The 16,643-nt window shown below is 70.1% G+C and carries 12 protein-coding genes and 1 pseudogene; 9 read left to right on the plus strand and 4 right to left on the minus strand.

Annotation, left to right across the window (positions count from 1 at the left end):
- The first annotated feature begins 4 nt into the window (after positions 1–4).
- Entirely contained in the window at positions 5–1,210 is a 1,206-nt protein-coding gene (locus tag NKT36_RS18235; protein ID WP_327053856.1) for an AI-2E family transporter, read from the plus strand.
- Positions 1,211–1,460: 250 nt separating this feature from the next.
- Positions 1,461–1,613 carry a DUF1328 family protein gene (locus NKT36_RS18240; RefSeq protein WP_327053857.1) on the plus strand — a complete coding sequence of 51 codons (153 nt, stop codon included), beginning with the start codon at positions 1,461–1,463 and terminating at the stop codon, positions 1,611–1,613.
- A 77-nt stretch (positions 1,614–1,690) separates the two neighbouring features.
- Here NKT36_RS18240 and NKT36_RS18245 read toward each other — a convergent pair whose 3' ends face one another.
- Positions 1,691–1,837 carry a hypothetical protein gene (locus tag NKT36_RS18245; RefSeq protein ID WP_327053858.1) on the minus strand — a complete coding sequence of 49 codons (147 nt, stop codon included), beginning with the start codon at positions 1,835–1,837 and terminating at the stop codon, positions 1,691–1,693.
- Between the two features lie 51 nt (positions 1,838–1,888).
- Here NKT36_RS18245 and NKT36_RS18250 point away from each other — a divergent pair.
- Positions 1,889–2,254, plus strand: a pseudogene (locus NKT36_RS18250) (cupin domain-containing protein); the annotation flags it as partial.
- 40 nt (positions 2,255–2,294) lie between these two features.
- On the opposite strand, the gene NKT36_RS18255 reads toward NKT36_RS18250, so the two are convergent.
- A complete protein-coding gene (locus NKT36_RS18255) occupies positions 2,295–2,963 on the minus strand; it encodes a hypothetical protein (RefSeq protein ID WP_327053859.1) in 669 nt (222 codons plus the stop codon).
- 382 nt (positions 2,964–3,345) lie between these two features.
- Between NKT36_RS18255 and NKT36_RS18260 the strand changes: the two genes are divergently transcribed.
- Positions 3,346–5,793 carry a hypothetical protein gene (locus NKT36_RS18260; protein ID WP_327053860.1) on the plus strand — a complete coding sequence of 816 codons (2,448 nt, stop codon included), beginning with the start codon at positions 3,346–3,348 and terminating at the stop codon, positions 5,791–5,793.
- 108 nt (positions 5,794–5,901) lie between these two features.
- On the opposite strand, the gene NKT36_RS18265 is transcribed toward NKT36_RS18260, so the two are convergent.
- Together NKT36_RS18265 and NKT36_RS18270 are read right to left on the minus strand one after the other, a co-directional pair.
- On the minus strand, positions 5,902–6,924 hold the full coding sequence (locus NKT36_RS18265) for a hypothetical protein (protein WP_327053861.1): 1,023 nt from the start codon (positions 6,922–6,924) through the stop codon (positions 5,902–5,904).
- Positions 6,917–7,132 (minus strand): hypothetical protein, encoded by a 216-nt coding sequence (locus NKT36_RS18270; RefSeq protein WP_327053862.1) that lies wholly within the window; start codon positions 7,130–7,132, stop codon positions 6,917–6,919. Before NKT36_RS18270 ends, NKT36_RS18265 begins: the two co-directional genes overlap by 8 nt.
- Positions 7,133–7,248: 116 nt before the next feature.
- On the opposite strand from NKT36_RS18270, the gene NKT36_RS18275 reads away from it, so the two are divergent.
- The 5 genes from NKT36_RS18275 to NKT36_RS18295 all read left to right on the plus strand — a co-directional run bounded on the left by NKT36_RS18275 (position 7,249) and on the right by NKT36_RS18295 (position 16,093).
- Positions 7,249–7,743 (plus strand): hypothetical protein, encoded by a 495-nt coding sequence (locus tag NKT36_RS18275; RefSeq protein ID WP_327053863.1) that lies wholly within the window; start codon positions 7,249–7,251, stop codon positions 7,741–7,743.
- Positions 7,744–7,827: 84 nt separating this feature from the next.
- The gene (locus NKT36_RS18280; protein ID WP_327053864.1) at positions 7,828–9,357 is read left to right on the plus strand and encodes a (R)-citramalate synthase; all 1,530 of its coding nucleotides are present in this window, start codon (positions 7,828–7,830) and stop codon (positions 9,355–9,357) included.
- 53 nt (positions 9,358–9,410) lie between these two features.
- Positions 9,411–11,486, plus strand: coding sequence for a prolyl oligopeptidase family serine peptidase (locus NKT36_RS18285; protein ID WP_327053865.1), 2,076 nt, complete (start codon positions 9,411–9,413; stop codon positions 11,484–11,486).
- A 705-nt stretch (positions 11,487–12,191) separates the two neighbouring features.
- On the plus strand, positions 12,192–15,338 hold the full coding sequence (locus NKT36_RS18290; protein ID WP_327053866.1) for a S8 family serine peptidase: 3,147 nt from the start codon (positions 12,192–12,194) through the stop codon (positions 15,336–15,338).
- A gap of 119 nt (positions 15,339–15,457) precedes the next feature.
- Complete coding sequence (locus NKT36_RS18295; RefSeq protein ID WP_327053867.1) at positions 15,458–16,093, plus strand: cohesin domain-containing protein; 636 nt, start codon at positions 15,458–15,460, stop codon at positions 16,091–16,093.
- The last annotated feature ends 550 nt before the right edge of the window (positions 16,094–16,643 follow it).

A 16,643-nucleotide genomic window follows, 5' to 3' on the forward strand; every position in this document is an offset into this window, starting at 1 on the left:
GGAGATGGACGACCCTCGATCCGCGCTCCCGGACTCCCGGGCCCGCGTCGGCTGGTGGCTCTTCGCCCTCGCGCTCGCCGCCCTGGCCGCGTACATCACGTACTCGTTCGTCGGTCTCTTCGTCCTCGGCATCTTCGGCTACTACGCGACGCGGCCGATCTACCAGCGACTCGGCAGCGTTATCGACTCGGACAGCATCGCGGCCGGGGTGACCGTCCTGCTCGTGCTCGTCCCCATCGTCGCGCTCGCGCTGTACGCGGGGTTCCAGGTGTTCCAGCAGACCCAGCAGTTCCTCGGCAACGCCGCCAACCCCCTGGCGCTCGCCGGGAACTACCTGAACACCGGCGCGCTCCCGCAGGAACAACAGCGGATGCTCGCGTCGGTGATCCAGAACCCACAGCAACTGGTCGCGAACCCACAGCAGACGGCGGAGACGCTCCTGCAGATCAGCGTCGCCGTCTTCTCGGCACTGGTCGGCACGCTGCTGTTCCTGGCGCTCGCCATCACGCTGTCGTACTTCCTGCTGCAGAACGACCAGGAGCTCTCGGACGGTCTCCGGGAACTGCTCGGCGGCGAAGACAGCACCGCCTACGCGTACGCCACGGCGGTGGACTCGGACCTCGAGTCCGTCTTCTTCGGCAACCTGCTGTTCGTCGTCGTCATGTTCGCCGTCTCCGCGGTCGCCTACTGGGGGACGAACCAGCTAGCGCCGCAACCGCTGCAGGTGCCCATGCCGCTCGTGCTCGCGTTCCTGACCGGCGTCGCCAGCCTCGTCCCGATCGTCGTCGGGAAGCTCGTCTACGTCCCGGTCGTCGCCTATCTCGCGCTCCAGTCCCTCCGCGCGGGGGGACGCTACCTCCCGTTCGTCGCTGGCGCGCTCGTCTCCTACTTCCTCGTGCTCGACATCCTGCCCCAGACGTTCCTCCAGCCGTACATCACCGGCCGCCAGCTCGACATGGTGGTGATGATGTTCGCCTACCTGCTCGGCCCCGTACTCTTCGGCTGGTACGGCTTCTTCCTGCTCCCCATCCTGTTCATCCTGATGCTCGAGGCGATCCGCATCCCCCTTCCGCAGCTCGTCCGCGGCGAGCCGCTCACCCCGACGGTGTCGCTGGGGGAGTCCGTCGGGTCCGATCCGCAGGCGGCCCGGGAACGGTCCACCGCGGGCGACGACGCGTCGGCGAACGACGGGGCCGCCGAGACCGAGTAGCCATCCCCCGGTGACCGATTCGCGCTGGAGCGGTGGCGTCCCAGCGGACTACGGACGGGACCGTCGTCCGTCGCTGCCGGACTGATGCCGCCGCGCGCGGACGTCGCCCGTGACGGAACCCCCGCGTTTCCGGACTGCCACCGCCCGAGTTCAGTGCTACCTGATGCCGAACCCCGTTCCGGCCGGGAACCGCGGGTACGCTATCTGTTTAGCCACCACGACTAACCGAACGCTCGTGTTGTCTCCGACGATGGCACTCCTAGAGCTCGCAATCGGCTTCTTCGTACTGGCTATCATCGCCGGCGCGCTCGGCGCTGGCGGCGTCGCGGGGATGTCGATGGGTATCGCAAAGTGGCTGGTGATCGCGTTCCTCGTCCTGGCAGTGGTGTCGCTCGTGCTGTAGGTGTTCCGTCGCAGTCCGCGACGCGCTCCCCGCCCGGCGACGTCGTCGAGCGTCGGTACGGGGTCGCCGTCCCCCGACTACGTGAATCGTCGGGAGAGCACCGCCAGTCCGATCGCCAGGAGGGCGAGGCCCCAGTACAGCGAGTCGCCCGGGAGCCAGACGAGGAGCAGCGTGACGACGCCGGAACTGAACAGCGACCATCCGATAGTCGTGTCGTAGCTCACGTCCTCCTCTCGTCACACCGGTACTTTGGCCTCGTGGCCGGAGTCGGCGGCTCGTCGCCCTACCACTACCACACGCGGAACGAGGAGGCGCTGTTCGTGCTCTCCGGTAGCGGAAAGATACGACTCGACGACGAACTGCTGGCGGTGACCGAGGGCGGCTACGTCAGCCTGCCGGCGGACGAGAGCGGCGCCCATCGGGTCGTCAACGACTCGGACGACCCGCTCACCTACCTGGCCGTGTCGACGATGGCCGAACCGGAGGTGACCGTACCCCCCGACTCGGAGAAACTCTGGGTGTTCGTCGGCTCGCCGCCGGGCGGACGCGACGACCGGCAGGTCCACGGCTACTACCGGCGCGACGACGACGTCGACTACTGGACGGACGAGACCCCGGGCGGGAACGACGACGCCGAGTGACCATCCCGCGCGGGCCGACCGACTGCGTCGGACCGTCGCGTCAGTCGCGCTGTCGGACGACGACGTCGACCTCGCCGTCGGAGGTCTGCAGCTGCTCGACGTGACCGCTGAACCGGTACCGGTCCCGGGTCGGCTCGCCGCCGCCGAGCTGCCACTCGACCTGTTCGTACTCGCTGTCCCGTTCGTGACGCCGCGTCGAGTAGATGCGTCCGGACACCTGGATCAGGAACGTGACCGGTGAGGAGTACCCGCCCCGGAGCACGATCTCGCCCGGGAGGGTCGACGGTCCGCCGCCGTCGGCGGGCGTCTCGTCGACGAGGTCGCAGGCGTCCACCGCCTGCCCGTCGATCCAGACGTCGGCGCGTTCGCAGTCGGTGACGTCGAACGCGGTGACCTTCCCGGTGTAGGCGTAGGCGTCGTACCCGCCGGCGGTCGCGCCGTGAACCGTCCGGCCGTCGCGGTCGTCTTCCGGGTCGATGGTGATGGCGTCGCCGTCGACCGGCGCACCTCCGCTGCTGGTCGTCTTCCGGAGCTCGCCGGACACCGTGAACTGGTAGTCGACGACGTCTTCGGTCGCGCTGTGCAACACGATGACGCTCTGCGTTGCTGCGGCCGGGTCCGCGACGCTTCCCGCAACGCCGAGTGCAGCCAGCCCCTTCACGACGGTGCGTCGAACCGCCGATACCGGACTGGAATCGAGTGCTGTCATGCTTCCTCCTGATTCGGCCGGGGCCCGGACCGACCGGTCGCCCGCTGGCGCGTGTCGCAGGTTGCGGTACGTCCTCGCACCAGTGCTTCCTCGCACGGGCCTGCCGGGTCGAACCGCCGGAGAGCTACGTCTTGACGACGCCTCATTCTTCCGGCCGTCGTCCATCGCTCCGGCGGCGTCTCGCGCGAGGCGCGACGTTGAGCGTCCCGTCGGCGGGAACGCGCCGTCGCGAACGTGGCGTGGTAACGAACGTTACGGGGCCGGCGGGCTCGGACACGTTCGCGTCGCCGACACCGTATCGGCCGCTTTCGTCGTTCTCCGCTCCGCCGAACGGAATTAACGGCGCCTGGGCTTGAACGTGGTCCCCTCTGATGTTAGCCGCATGAGTCGAACGACACGCGCGGTCGTGGTCGTGGTGGCCCTCGCCCTCGTCGCGAGTGCCGGCGTCGCCACGACGTCCGACCGCCGGACCGACGGCCAGTCCGCGAGCGGGGACCGGTCCTCCGCCGCTGATGTGCATCCATCCGCGCTCGCTGCGTCGCCGTCGGTACTGCCCGTCGAGCAACCGTCCGCCCACGCGAGCGCGCAAGAGTCGCAGTCGCAGTCGACGGCCGAGCGCAGACGCGCCGCCGTGCGAGGAGTGCGTCGGGGTGCCCGCATCGCGGCGGTCAGCGGCGCGTCGGTCCCGTCTGAGAAGCGGCGCGCGGCGGCGGAGGCAGCGGCTCGCGTCGTCCGACAGACGCAGGACGCGAACGTCTCGCAGATACAGGCGGCCGCGCAGGGCGCTGCCCACGGCGTGCTGCTCCAGAGCCAGCGGGTGAACGTCTCGCAGGTGCAGCAGGCGACGGCGGGCGCGATGCAGGGAGCGCTCTCCCAGCGCCAGCGCGCGACCGTCTCGCAGGTCCAGGCCGCCGCGTTCGGTGCGGGACACGGCGGCGTCGCGGCGAGCCAGCGAGCGACCGTCGAACAGCTCCAGGTCGCCACGCGCGGCGGTGCGCGCGGCGCGGTCGCCGGTGCGGTCCAGAACGCTTCGGCCGTCGCGCAGATACAGGAGGCGGCCCAGGGTGCCACCTACGGCGCGCTCGTCCAGCGCCAGCGGGTGTCGGTCGAACAGCTCCAGGCGGCCGCGGTGGGTGCCGCCCGCGGCGTGCTGAACGGGAGCACGACGGCCGACCCGAAGCAGGTGCAGGTGACCGCCCTCGCCGCCGCGCGGGGGAGCCTCGTCCAGCGCCAGGAGGTGACCGTCGAGCAGGTGCAGTCCGCGTCCAGCGGTGCGGCGGCGGGCGCGATCTCCCAGAGCCAGCGCGTGACGGTCGAACAGCTCCAGTCCGCGGCGTTCGGCGCGGCGAGCGGGGCGCTGGTCCAGCGCCAGCAGGTGACGGTGGTCCAGATACAGGCGGCCGCACGCGGCGCGGCGAGCGGGGCGCTCGTCGTCGTCCAGCAGCAGGTCGTGACCGTCGTCCAGATCCAGTTCGCCGCGAGCGGGAGCGCCCGCGGGGCCGTCGTCGGTGCCGCCCAGAGTCAGCAGGTGACCGTCGAGCAGGTGCAGGCGGTCGCGGCCGGGTCGGCCCGCGGCGGCGTCACGCAGGTGCAGGCCGTGAACGTCCGGCAGGTCCAGGCGGCGACCGTCGGCGCCGCGGTCGGCGCGCTCAGGCAGTCCCAGCGCGCGAGCGTCACGCAGCTCCAGGCGGCCGCCCAGGGTGCTGCCGCCGGCGGCGTCGGCCAGAGCCAGGCGGTGTCGGTCGAGCAGGTGCAGTCGGCGACGCTCGGCGCGGCGAGCGGCGCGGCGACGGCCGCCGTCGAACGGTCCGTGACCGACGAGGCACAGGTCCGCGCCGCGGCCCGTACCGGCGTGGTCGCCGCGGCCGGCATCGCCGTCCAGAGTCCGGACGCCCCGCCGGCGGAGTTGGCAACGGCGGCGCGAGAGGCGGCGACGGACGTCGAGGACGTCACGACGACCGCCGAACCGACGACGATAGAGACGACCCAGACCGTGGCGGTGACGTCGCCGACGCCCGACGAGACTCCCGGCCCACCGACGGAGACCCCGACCGAGACGACGACCACGACCGCCGTCCTGCCGAACACGACGACGGGGACCGTCGACGTGCTCCCGACCACGACGGGGACCGTCGAACTGTTCCCGGACACGACGACGGCGGTCGCTCCGACGCCCGGGACGCCCGCCGGCGAGCCGACCAGGACGACGCCCGGTGGACCGACCGGAACCGCGACTCTCCCTGGCACCACGACGACGCCCGGGACGGCAGGAACGGCCACCGCGACCAACGCCACGACCACGACGCCCGCGACCAACGCCACGACCACGACTGCGGTCCCTGCCGAGGACCGGTACGGACTGAACCTCACCTGCACGGAGATCACGTTCGACACGACGAACCGCAGCCAGTACCGCCTCCAGGCGGTGGTCGTCGACCCGGCGAACCTCGACGACGCGCGGCTGCTGACCCTGGACCTCGCCCCGGAGAACTTCGTCGCGTCGCCGGACGACCCCGGGAACTGGACGTGGACGAACACGACGGCCGACCTCGGCTTCGAGGGGTACGTGGTGGTCAACGCCTCCGTCTTCACGCCCGCTGGCGAGCAGGTCGCTGCAGCTCAGCAGCGGAACCTCGAAGCGTGTCTCGGCCAGCAGACGGCGACGGAGACGCCGCCCGGCCAGCCCACGACGACGGCGCAGCCGCCGGCGGAGACCACGGGTGAAGCGCCGGCGACAGCGACCGCGGCACCCACCACGACCGGGGCAACAGTCGCTCCGCTCCCGACGGGCACCGAGGGAGCGGGAACGGTCGGCGGGACTGCCGGCTGACGTCGTGGCTGACCGCCGCCGGGACGGTTGCCCCGAGGACGCGTCGACGGGTGACGCCCGGGACGTCCTGGTTCTGGCGGTGCCGGTCGAGGGTTCGACGGGGACGAACTACCGCTGTGACTCCCGGAGGATGAGCGGGCCGATGGCGAGCGTCCGCTTGGCGACCGGCGCGATGCGGAGGATGTACGACGTGAACAGCAGGAACGGGACCAGGGTCACGGTGAACGCCGCGCTGGTGACCCACGTCACGGTCGGGACCGACAGGAAGGCCCCGGTGAACGTCTCGCTGCTGACGAACGTGAGCATCCCGCCGGCGACGACCAGCGCCGGCACCGCCGCGTAGAGGATGTACATCGAGAGGTCGACCAGCGCCCACTGGAAGTAGAGCGTCTTCACGTGCTCGCGCGCCGGCCCGAACATCGCGAGCGCGGTCCGCAACTCCTCGAACGCCGCCCGCTGGTCGTCGGAAAGCGACGCCGAGAACTCCTCGTTCATCCGTTCGACCTGGTATATCTTCCACCCGTAGTTGAAGTTCAGCGCGGCGAACAGCACGTCGAACGTCCCGAACTTCGCTCCCTCGAGGCTGCTCTGGACCGCCTTGGCGTTCCCGTGTACGCTGTCGACGAACTCCCCCACCTGCTCGATCAGTTCGTCGTCGTCGCTCTCGCGGACGATGCGGTCGAGCGCCTCCGCTCGCCGCTCGGTCTCGTCGATCAACTGGCTGAGGAACGAGTTCGGGTCGGCCGGGACGACGCCGCCGAACATGTCCTTCGTGTGCGTCCGGAAGTCCATCGTGTCGCTCATGCGCCTGCGCTGGTCGCCCAGCGGTCCGTTCTCCTGCGAGAGCACGAGCTGGCTGATCGAGACGACGAGCGTCGTCCCGGTCACGATGACGCCGATCATCGCCGAGAAGGTCGTCTCGATGGTGTCGGCGGACCGCAGCTCCGTCGCGAGCGACGGCTCGAGGACGACGCTCGTCGCGACGAGGGAGACGAACACGAACGCCGCGAGCAGCGCGGTGAGCAGGAACCGGTTCGTCCGGAACAGCAGCCAGATCTTGAGGCGGTTCTCGTTCGCCCGCTCGCGCATCCTGTCCGCGGTACCGATGCTCCCGGGGTCCCGGTCACTCATCCGTTGTCTCCGCGTCGTGGTCGAGCGGACGCTTGAGGAGGAGGAGCTTCGTCCCGCCGCCGCTGTACTCTATCGTGTCGACGAGTTCCCAGCCCTCCGCGCCGAGCTCGTTGAGCTGCGCTGTCGGGTCCGTCGCCTCCTTCCGCGTCTCGTCACGAGGTGGATCGAGGCTGCGATACTCCCATCCGTCGGGGTAGCTGGTGGACACACGACGCAAGTACGTGACTATCCCATATATTCGTCCGCCTGCCCCGGCGCGGATTGCGACGCTATCGGCCGCAGTCGACCCTCGTCCTTTTCAGTTACAGGTACGAATGGTGACGTATGGGTTCGGAGATTGTCGCCCTGTCGATCACTCTCCTGACGGCGGTGCTGTTCGTCGGCGTCGCCCTCCACTCACTGCGGCCCGACAGTCCGCTCCGCCGTCTGTACGACGTCGACCCCGACGACGACGCGGCGGTGCGGTCGAACGCCCTCGTCGTCGGCCTCAGCGGGGTCCTCCTGGGCCTGCTCGGCGCGGCGGTCGTCGCAGACGTGCCGGAGCGGGTGGTCGGTGCCGGGACGGTGCTCGTCGCCGCCGCGCTGTGTATCGTCCTCGGCTGGTTCATCCGGTGTCGCGACCGCCGGGAACTGCTCACGTCGCCCGACGTCGACCGCGACACCGCGCGACGCGTCGGGGGCGCGGCCATCCTCTGTGGCGTCCTCGCCCTCCCGCTCGCGCCGGCCATCTGGGTCGACGCGGGTCCCGCCGTCGTCCTCGCCATTGCGGCGGGCGGCTTCGTCGCTACCACCCTCGCCATCGGACTCGCCTACCGGTGACCCTTGCTATCTGACAGCAATATCTGCCCGACTCCGGCGTATTATGTGTGTGCACCTCTCACGGTCGAGTGGCTATCATGACCAGTGGTCGATTTATTCGGGGGTCACCCCGACACAACCCACCTCTCCGATTCTGACGTACAGTTCCTCGACACGACGCTCCGCGACGGCGAACAGGCACCGGGGGTGTCGCTCACGCCGAGCGAGAAAGCCGACGTCGCCCGCGAACTCGACGCCGTCGGCGTGGACGTCGTCGAGGCCGGCAGCGCCTGCACCGGGCCGGGCGAGCGCGAGACCATCTCGCGCGTCGCCGACCTCGACCTCGACGCGACGGTCACCAGCTTCGCGCGCGGCGTCGAGCACGACGTCGACCTGGCGCTCGACTGCGGCGTCGACGGCGTCAACCTCGTCGTGCCAGCGAGCGACCGCCACGTCGAGGGGAAGGTCGGCTCGACGCGCGCGGACGTGGTCGAGACGACCGTCCACCTCACCGAGTACGCCAAGGAGCACGGCCTCTGGGTCGAGGTCCTCGGCGAGGACGGCTCGCGCGCCGACCTCGACTTCCTCGAACGGCTGATGGACGCGGCGCTGGACGCCGGCGCAGACCGCATCTGCTACTGCGACACGGTTGGCCACGCGACGCCGGACCGCACCCTCGACGCGGTGTCGCGACTCGCGGCGCTCGGGCCGACGAGCACGCACACCCACGACGACCTCGGCCTGGCGGTGACGAACGCGCTCGTCAGCGTCGCCGCCGGCGCGGACCTCGTCCACGCGACGGTCAACGGCATCGGCGAGCGCGCCGGCAACGTCGCGCTGGAGGAGGTCGCGGTCGCGCTCGACCGCGGCTACGACGTCGAGACCGTCGACCTCGACGGGCTCTACGACCTCGCGGCGACGGTCGCGTCGGCGACCGGCGTCCCGCTCGCGCCGAACAAGGCCGTCGTCGGCGAGAACGCCTTCACCCACGAGTCGGGCATCCACACCGACGGGACGCTCAAGGACGACGCGATGTACGAACCGTACCCGCCGGAGGCCGTCGGGCGCGAGCGCCGCCTCGTCCTCGGCAAGCACGCCGGGCGCGCGGGCGTCCGCGCCGCGCTGGACGAACACGGCGTGGACGTCACCGACGACGAACTCGCGGCGGTCGTCGACCAGATCAAGACCATCGCCGACAGGGGGCGGCGGGTCACCGACGCCGACCTGCTCGCCATCGCCGACGAGGTGCAGGGCCGCGAGCGCGACCGCCCCGTCGAACTGCTCGACCTCACCGCCGCGAGCGGCGGCGCGACGCCGACGGCGAGCGTCCGCCTCTCCGTCAGGGGCGAGGAGCGCGTCGCCAGCGGCGTCGGGAGCGGCCCGGTCGACGCGGCCGTCACCGCCACGCGCGAGGCGCTCGACCTCGACGCGACGCTCGAATCATACCACGTCGACGCCGTCACCGGCGGGACGGACGCGCTGGTCACGGTCGAGGTCGAGGTGACCCGCGGCGACCGCTCGGTGACCATGGGCGCGAGCGACGCGGACATCACCCGCGCCAGCGTCGAGGCGATGCTCGACGCGTTCAACCGCCTGCTCTCGACCGGCGGGCAGGTCGCCACGGCCGAGACGTAAGCCGTCGCGGTCGACCGCATCGTTTTTTCGACGCGCCCTTCCAACGGGGAAACATGTCGAATCCGGGTGACGAATCAACCGCCCCGCCGGCGACGAGACGCGAGGAGGTCGTCGAGACGCGCCACGGCGTCGAGGTGCGCGACCCCTACCGGTGGCTCGAGGGCGACGGCGAGGCGGTCGCCCAGTGGACGGCGGCGCAGAACGAGTACGCCGACGCCCACCTCGACTCGCCGACGCGCGAGCGGTTGCGTTCGGCGATGGAGCCCCTCGCCGACGTGCGCGACTACGGACCCGTCAAGGCTGCCGGCGGTCGCTACTTCCAGACGGTCGAGCGCCCCGAGGAGGACCATCCCCGACTGCTCGTGCGCGAATCGCCGGGCGACGAGGGGCACGTCCTCGTCGCCCCCGCGGAGTGGCCGGCGAACGCCGCCGCGGACGCCCCCACGCGGTCGATGGCCTGGCACCTGCCGTCGCCCGACGGCGAGCACGTCGCCGTCGGCGTCACCGAGGGCGGCGACGAGCAGGTGGACGTCCACGTCCTGAGCGTGCCCGACGGCGAGGAGGTGGCCGTCCTGGCGGACCGCGGTCGGGTGTACCTCGGACTCATCGGGTTCGACGCGGTGAGCCCGGGGATGGTCGCGTGGGACGCCGACGGCGAAGGCCTCTACTACGTCGCCACCGGCGACCCGGACGCGGGCGCGCAGATGAGGACGGAACTGCGTCACTGGCGGTTCGACGGGACCGAGTCGACGCTGCTCGCGAACGACGACGAGCAGGTCTGGCCGACGGTCCGGGTCGGGTCGGGAACGCTTGCGGTCGGGCTCTCGGCCGTCGGCGGCGGCATCGACTGGTACGTCCACGTCGACGGCGAGCTCCGCCCCGTTCTCGACGACGTCGACGCCGAGACGTACGTGGTGTTCCACGACGGCACCGTCTTCCTCCAGACCGACCACGGCGCGCCGCGCGGGCGCGTCCTCGCCTGCCCGCTCGCGCGGTTCCGCGAGGGCGACCTCTCGCTCGACGAGTGCGAGACGGTCGTGCCCGAGCGCGAGGCCGTCCTCCAGTCGTTCGCCGTCACGTCGGAGCACGTCGTGGTCTACCACCTGGAAGATGCGCGCGCGCGTCTCGCCGTCCACGATCGCGACGGCGACCGCACCCGGGACCTCCCGCTGCCCGACTACGCGTCGGTGTCCCAGCTACGGGCGGACGCCGTCGCCGACAGGGTGTTCTACCAGGTGGAGTCGTTCCACCGCCCTCCGACGGTCGTCCGGGCGGACGCCTCGTCGGGCGACGCGCGCGAACTCGCGCGGGTCGACGTCGGCGTCCCCGACGACCTGGTCGTCCGCCAGGCGTTCGTCGAATCGTCCGGCGGCACCGAGGTTCCGCTGTTCGTCTGTCACCGCGCGGGGGTCGAGCGCGACGGCGACAACCCGGCGGTGCTCCACGGGTACGGCGGGTTCCGCTCCGGTCGACCGCCGAACTTCGACCGCTTCCGCGTGCCGTTCCTCGCGGACGGCGGCGTGTACGCGCAGGTGTGCGCCCGCGGCGGCGACGAGTACGGCGAGTCGTGGCACGAGGACGGCATGCTGGCGAAGAAACAGCACACCTTCGACGACTTCGTCGCGGCGGCCGAGCACCTCTGTTCGGTCGGCTACACGAACCCCGACCGGCTGGCGGTCACCGGTCGCTCGAACGGCGGCCTGTCGGTCGGCGCCGTCGTCACCCAGCGGCCGGACCTCTGGGCCGCGGCGCGCTCGTCGGTCCCGCTGCTCGACATGCTGCGGTTCCACGAGTTCCTGCTCGGGGCGTCGTGGACCGCCGAGTACGGCAATCCCGGGGACCCCGAGGCGTTCGCATCCCTCCGCGAGTACTCGCCGTACCACAACGTCGAGGCGGGCGTCGAGTATCCGCCGGTCCTGTTCACGACCGCGGCGGAGGACACGCGCGTCCACCCCGCCCACGCCCGGAAGATGGCGGCGCGACTGCAGACGGAGGCCGACGGCGGCCCGTTCCTCCTGCGGACGCGGAGCGACACCGGCCACGGCGGTGGCGCGTCCACCTCGTCGGCGGTCCAGGAGCAGGTCGAGGAGTGGACGTTCCTGTACGACCACCTCGGCGTGGGCGAATGACGGTCCGGCCGTCGGTCGTGCCCGGTGAATCGACGGCCGGGGAGTCGAACCGCCCGGTGTGGCCGTGCACGCGTCGACATCCGAAGACGACACAGCACGTGTAGCCGTCCGACTTCAGCCCGCGAACGGGTATGGGGCGCTGCCCACCGTTCTCTTCGCTCGTCCGTAGCTGTCGGGTCACCGACTGGAATGAACGTCCCGTCTCCGTCACGGAACAGGAGGTTTCCACCGGTCGGCCCTCCGTCACCCGTCCTCTCCGCCTGGGTGACCGTCTGCCAGACCTGTAGTCCTGCCGACCGGTGCGCTGTCGACTGGCCGTCCCACCGACGTCGAGGTCTCCGGCCGAAGGCGGCGGTGTACTTGCTGCACGGGACCGTTCTCTCACTCCTCGAAGATTGTGGCGCTACTCGACATCTCCGTCACACCGCGAAAAATTTTCACACTGTGAAATCCCGAAATTATATCGGGGCGCGGACAGGACGGATTCTATATAAAATTATAGCTAAATTAAACTTATTACTAAACGCTTATTGTATTTTCATGCCTGCAACGCAGAATAAAGTGCAGGCTCGCTAACGGAGCGTACACCCTATGACAAGTAGACAGACGAAGGTGCTGGCAGCCCTGCTCGTCTGTCTGGTTTCGCTATCGGCGTCCGCACCCTTTGCAGTTGCGGCCGTCCCCGAGACCGGACAGGCGTCCTCAATGGTATCGACAACTGACAACTCACCGGGCGTTTCCGCGGTCCAGGTCGACCCGGCGCTCGAACGAGCAGGCGACACGACCCAGGTCGTCGTTCGGTTGCAGGAGGCGGACGTCGCCCCGTCGACCGACCGCGAGTCGGCCATCCGACAGTTGAAACGTCACGCCAGGACGACCCAGCGGTCGGTCCTCGCGTACGCGAAACGGACCGACGGCGTGGACGTCCGCCAGCGGTTCTGGCTGACCAACGCCGTCCTGCTGGAGGTCGACCAGAGCCAGGTCGACCTCGACGAACTCGCGAAGGAGAGCTACGTCACGCAACTCCACGCGAACTTCCAGGTCGAGATTCCGGAGCAGTCGACCACGGAGACCGACGCTGCTCCCGCCCGGACGTCCGACGACGGTCCGAACACCACCTACGGCGTCGACCAGGTCAACGCGACGGAGGTCTGGGACGCCTACGGGACGAAAGGCGCGGGCGTGAAGGTCGCCGTCCTCGACACGGGCGTCGACGTCTCCCACCCCGACATCGACCTCTACACGAACGACAGCAGCGACCCGACGTATCCCGGCGGCTGGGCCGAGTTCGACGACGAGGGGAACGTCGTCCCCGGCAGCGAACCGCACGACACCGACAGTCACGGGACCCACACCAGCGGGACCGTCTCCGGCGGGAACGCGAGCGGCGAGTACATCGGCGTCGCGCCCGACGTCGACCTGATGCACGGACTCGTCCTCCCCAGTGGCGGCGGGTCGTTCGCACAGGTCGCAGGCGGCATGGAGTGGGCCGTCAACCAGGACGCCGACGTCATCAGCATGAGCCTCGGTGCGGGCGGCTACTCCACGGAGATGCTGGAGCCGGTCCGCAACGCACACGCTGCGGGCGTCGTCGTCGCGGCCTCCTCCGGAAACAGCGGCCCAGGTAGCTCGGGGTCGCCCGGGAACGTCTACGAGTCCGTCGCCGTCGGCGCGACCGACGCGGACGCGGACGTCGCCAGCTTCTCCAGCGGCGAGGAGATCGACACCGACGCCGCCTGGGGGTCGGACGCTCCCGAGAGCTGGCCCGACTCCTACGTCGTCCCCGACGTCGCCGCGCCCGGCGTGTCGGTGAAGAGCTCCGTCCCCGGTGGCGGTTACGCCGAATACGACGGCACGTCGATGGCAGCCCCCCACACGGCTGGCTCGATCGCCCTGATGCTCTCGGCGTCGGGCGGTGACCTGTCCAACGGCGCCGTCAAGTCCGCGCTGTACGAGACGGCCTGGAAACCCGCCGACGAACCGGCCGGGAACGACACGCGCTACGGCACCGGCATCGTCGACGCGAAGGCCGCGACCGACCTCGTCGCCCTCGACAACGGCGTGAACGGCACCGTCACCGACACGAACGGGACGGCGGTCCCGGGCGCGACGGTGGCGCTGGCCGACGGCAGCTTCAGCGCGACGACCGGCCCGAACGGCGAGTACACCCTCCTCGCGGCGGAGGGCGAGCACACGGTGACCGCCTCGGCGTTCGGCTACGAGTCCGACAGCGCGACGGTCTCCGTGCCGAACGGGAGCTTCGTCGCCCAGAACTTCTCGCTGGCTCCGACGCTCGCGGTCGAACCGACGCAGGCACAGCCCGACGCGGTCGAGGGCGGCGAGTCGCTCTCGCTCTCCGTGCGGGCTGCGAACCTCGAATCGGCGACCATCGACCTCGCCGGCGACTACGCGGCAGAGAACGCGACCCTGTTCGTGAACGGCGAGCGGGCAGCGTTCGGCGAGCCGCTACAGTTCGACGAACCCTACTCCGGCGAACTCACCGTCACGGTCGAGACGACCGCGAACACGAACGGTAGCATCGCACTCGAACACACGTTCGCCGGCCTCGGAGACAGCGAGACCCTCACCACCGGCCCGACCCAGGTGTTCGAGGAGTACACGACCGTCGGCGTCGTCGACGACAGCGGACAGGGATGGGGCGAAGCGGTCGCCGCCACCCTCCGCTCGGAACTCCCGGCGAACTACGAGGTTGCCACGGTCACCTCCGACACCGCGCTCGACGCGCTCCCGACCTACGACGGCTTCGTCGTCCAGCAGGTTCGCGACGCGAACGCCGAGGAGTTCGTCGAGAGCACGCAGCCACGCCGGTTCGGCGTCGTCTACCTCGACCAGTGGGGTAGTGACAGCAACGGTATCGAGGCTCGCTCCGACAGCATCGGCGACCCCGAATCCGTCGACGACGACGGCTTCGGCTCCCAACCCGTCGTCTACGAACTGACGGACTCGCACCCCATCTTCGAGGGCATCGCTGCCCCGGGTGAGACCGTCGAGATCCACACCGGTTCGTGGGGCGACCACGACTGGTTCGACGGCACCGACGCGACCGTCCTCGCCGAAGTCGGCGACCAGGACGGGCTCAAGGGGTCCGGCTTCGCCGTCGACGACGGTTCGATGACGGTGCTGGCCTCGTCGCTCGGCCGCACGACGTACGTCGGCAACGGCGACTACACCGACACGGCCGACAGTATCCTGGCGAACGCCGTGTCGTTCGCGGCGACGGGCGGGAACCCCGTCGGAACCCTCTCGACAACCGAGGACACGGTTCAGCCGGACGGCGAAGCGTCCGTCAGGGTCAGGACTGACGCGACGGACGTCGCCGGCTACCAGGCGAACGTCACGTTCGACCCGTCGGTCGTCGAGGTCACGAACGTCGAGGGGATCGACTTCGCCGATCCCGTCGTCAACGTGAACAACGACGAGGGCTGGGTCTACGTCTCGCAGGCGCAGGCAACGAACGCTGACTCGCCGGTCTTCGCGGAGATAACGTTCGACGTCACCGCCGAGGAGCGGGCGGTCGCGACGAACCTCTCGTTCGTCTACGAGGACACGGTCCTGAACGCGGCGAACGGGTCGACGCGCTACGTCGACTACTCGCCCGGGTCCGTGTCGGTCGCCCGGACTGCCCTCGGCGACGTGAACGGCGACGGCGAGGTCTCCGCGGCCGACGCCACCCTGGTCCAGCGCTACATCGTCGGCCAGCCCATCGACGGGCCGTTCTACGAGGCGTCCGCGGACATGAACGGCGACGACGTCATCACGTCGGCCGACGTGACCGCCATCCTCCAGAAGATCGTCGGCGCGAACGGCGCGCAGGCGACGGGCGGTGCGTAGACGACGAACGACGCACAGCTAGTTCACTGCGCCTTCACCGGCGTTCCCGTTATCCGGGGTGTCTCACACCCTCGTACGCCCCCGACGGGGCATCGGTGCCGGTTGGCACCATTCGATCCATGACACGAACACGACACACGACACGGTTCATCGTCGGCCTGCTGGTGCTGTCGGTGCTCGCTTCACCGGCGGTCGTCCAGTCCGGCCTCGCACAGTCTTCCGACGCCAAACTGGCGCTCTCGTCGAGCGACGTCCGCGACGACGGCACGGTGACGGTCACGCTGGCGACGGACGCCCGGAACGTCGCGGGCTACCAGGCGAACCTCACCTTCGACCCGTCGGTCCTCACGGTGAAGTCCATCGACGGCGTCGACTACGGCGACCCCGTCACGAACGTGAACAACGACGCCGGCTGGGCCTTCTTCACCCAGTCGGAGGCCGAAGGGTCGAACGCTCCGACGTTCGCCACCGTCACCTTCGCCGTCGTCGCCGAGAACGACACGTCCGCCGACGTCGCCCTCGTTTCCGAGGACACCCGGCTCAACGACGCGAACGCCGAGGGGATCGCCGTGTCGGCCGACTCCGCCTCGGTTCCGCTCCAGCGCGACGTCCCGGCGTCGGGCGGGTCCGGCGTCGTCTCCGACGTCAGCCGCCTGCCGTCGACGCTCGACACGCCGCTCCTCGTCGCGCTCGTGGGCGTCGGCGCGGTCGCGCTCGTGGGCGTCGGCGTCACCCTCGGGCGGCGACTGAACTGAGCACGTCGACGCCGCGCGTGCTCCCCGGCCGCCGGCGGCGGTCTACTTCCCGTCGTCGGTCACGGCATTAGAAATTTTTACACGCATACGTCAGGGCGGTCCCCGCCATCACCCTGTCCAGAGGTCGGATGGCGGACGCGCTCGCCGGTGGTGGCGTCGAGGCTCGAATCGGTAGTTCTCGACGCCGATTCGGGCGGGACCAGATACCACCTGGCCGCCTCGCAGAGTGATCTGCCAGGGCCGACGACGGTAGCCGATCGCTGGCCTCGGTGGCCGGCCGTCGTCGACGACGTGCGTGACGATTCCTCGGACGTCTTCGACGGAACGTCGGCGAGTGACAACGACTGCGCGCTGCCTCGTTCGTCCCCGTGGCGGCCGACGACGGTTCTGGCACGAGACCGGAGGCACGGCGACGCTGTGAACGGCCGATTATGGCGGTCCGTGTCGCACTGGCGACGTCACTTCGGCGACCCTTCCGAGAGCGCATCGCGTGTGCCGTTGCCGCCGTTGCCTGCTCCGGGGGAGGATGAGTAATCACTTTTGAAGATGT

Origin of the sequence: Halomicrococcus gelatinilyticus (assembly GCA_024227995.1) — an archaeon.
GTDB lineage: Archaea > Halobacteriota > Halobacteria > Halobacteriales > Haladaptataceae > Halomicrococcus > Halomicrococcus gelatinilyticus.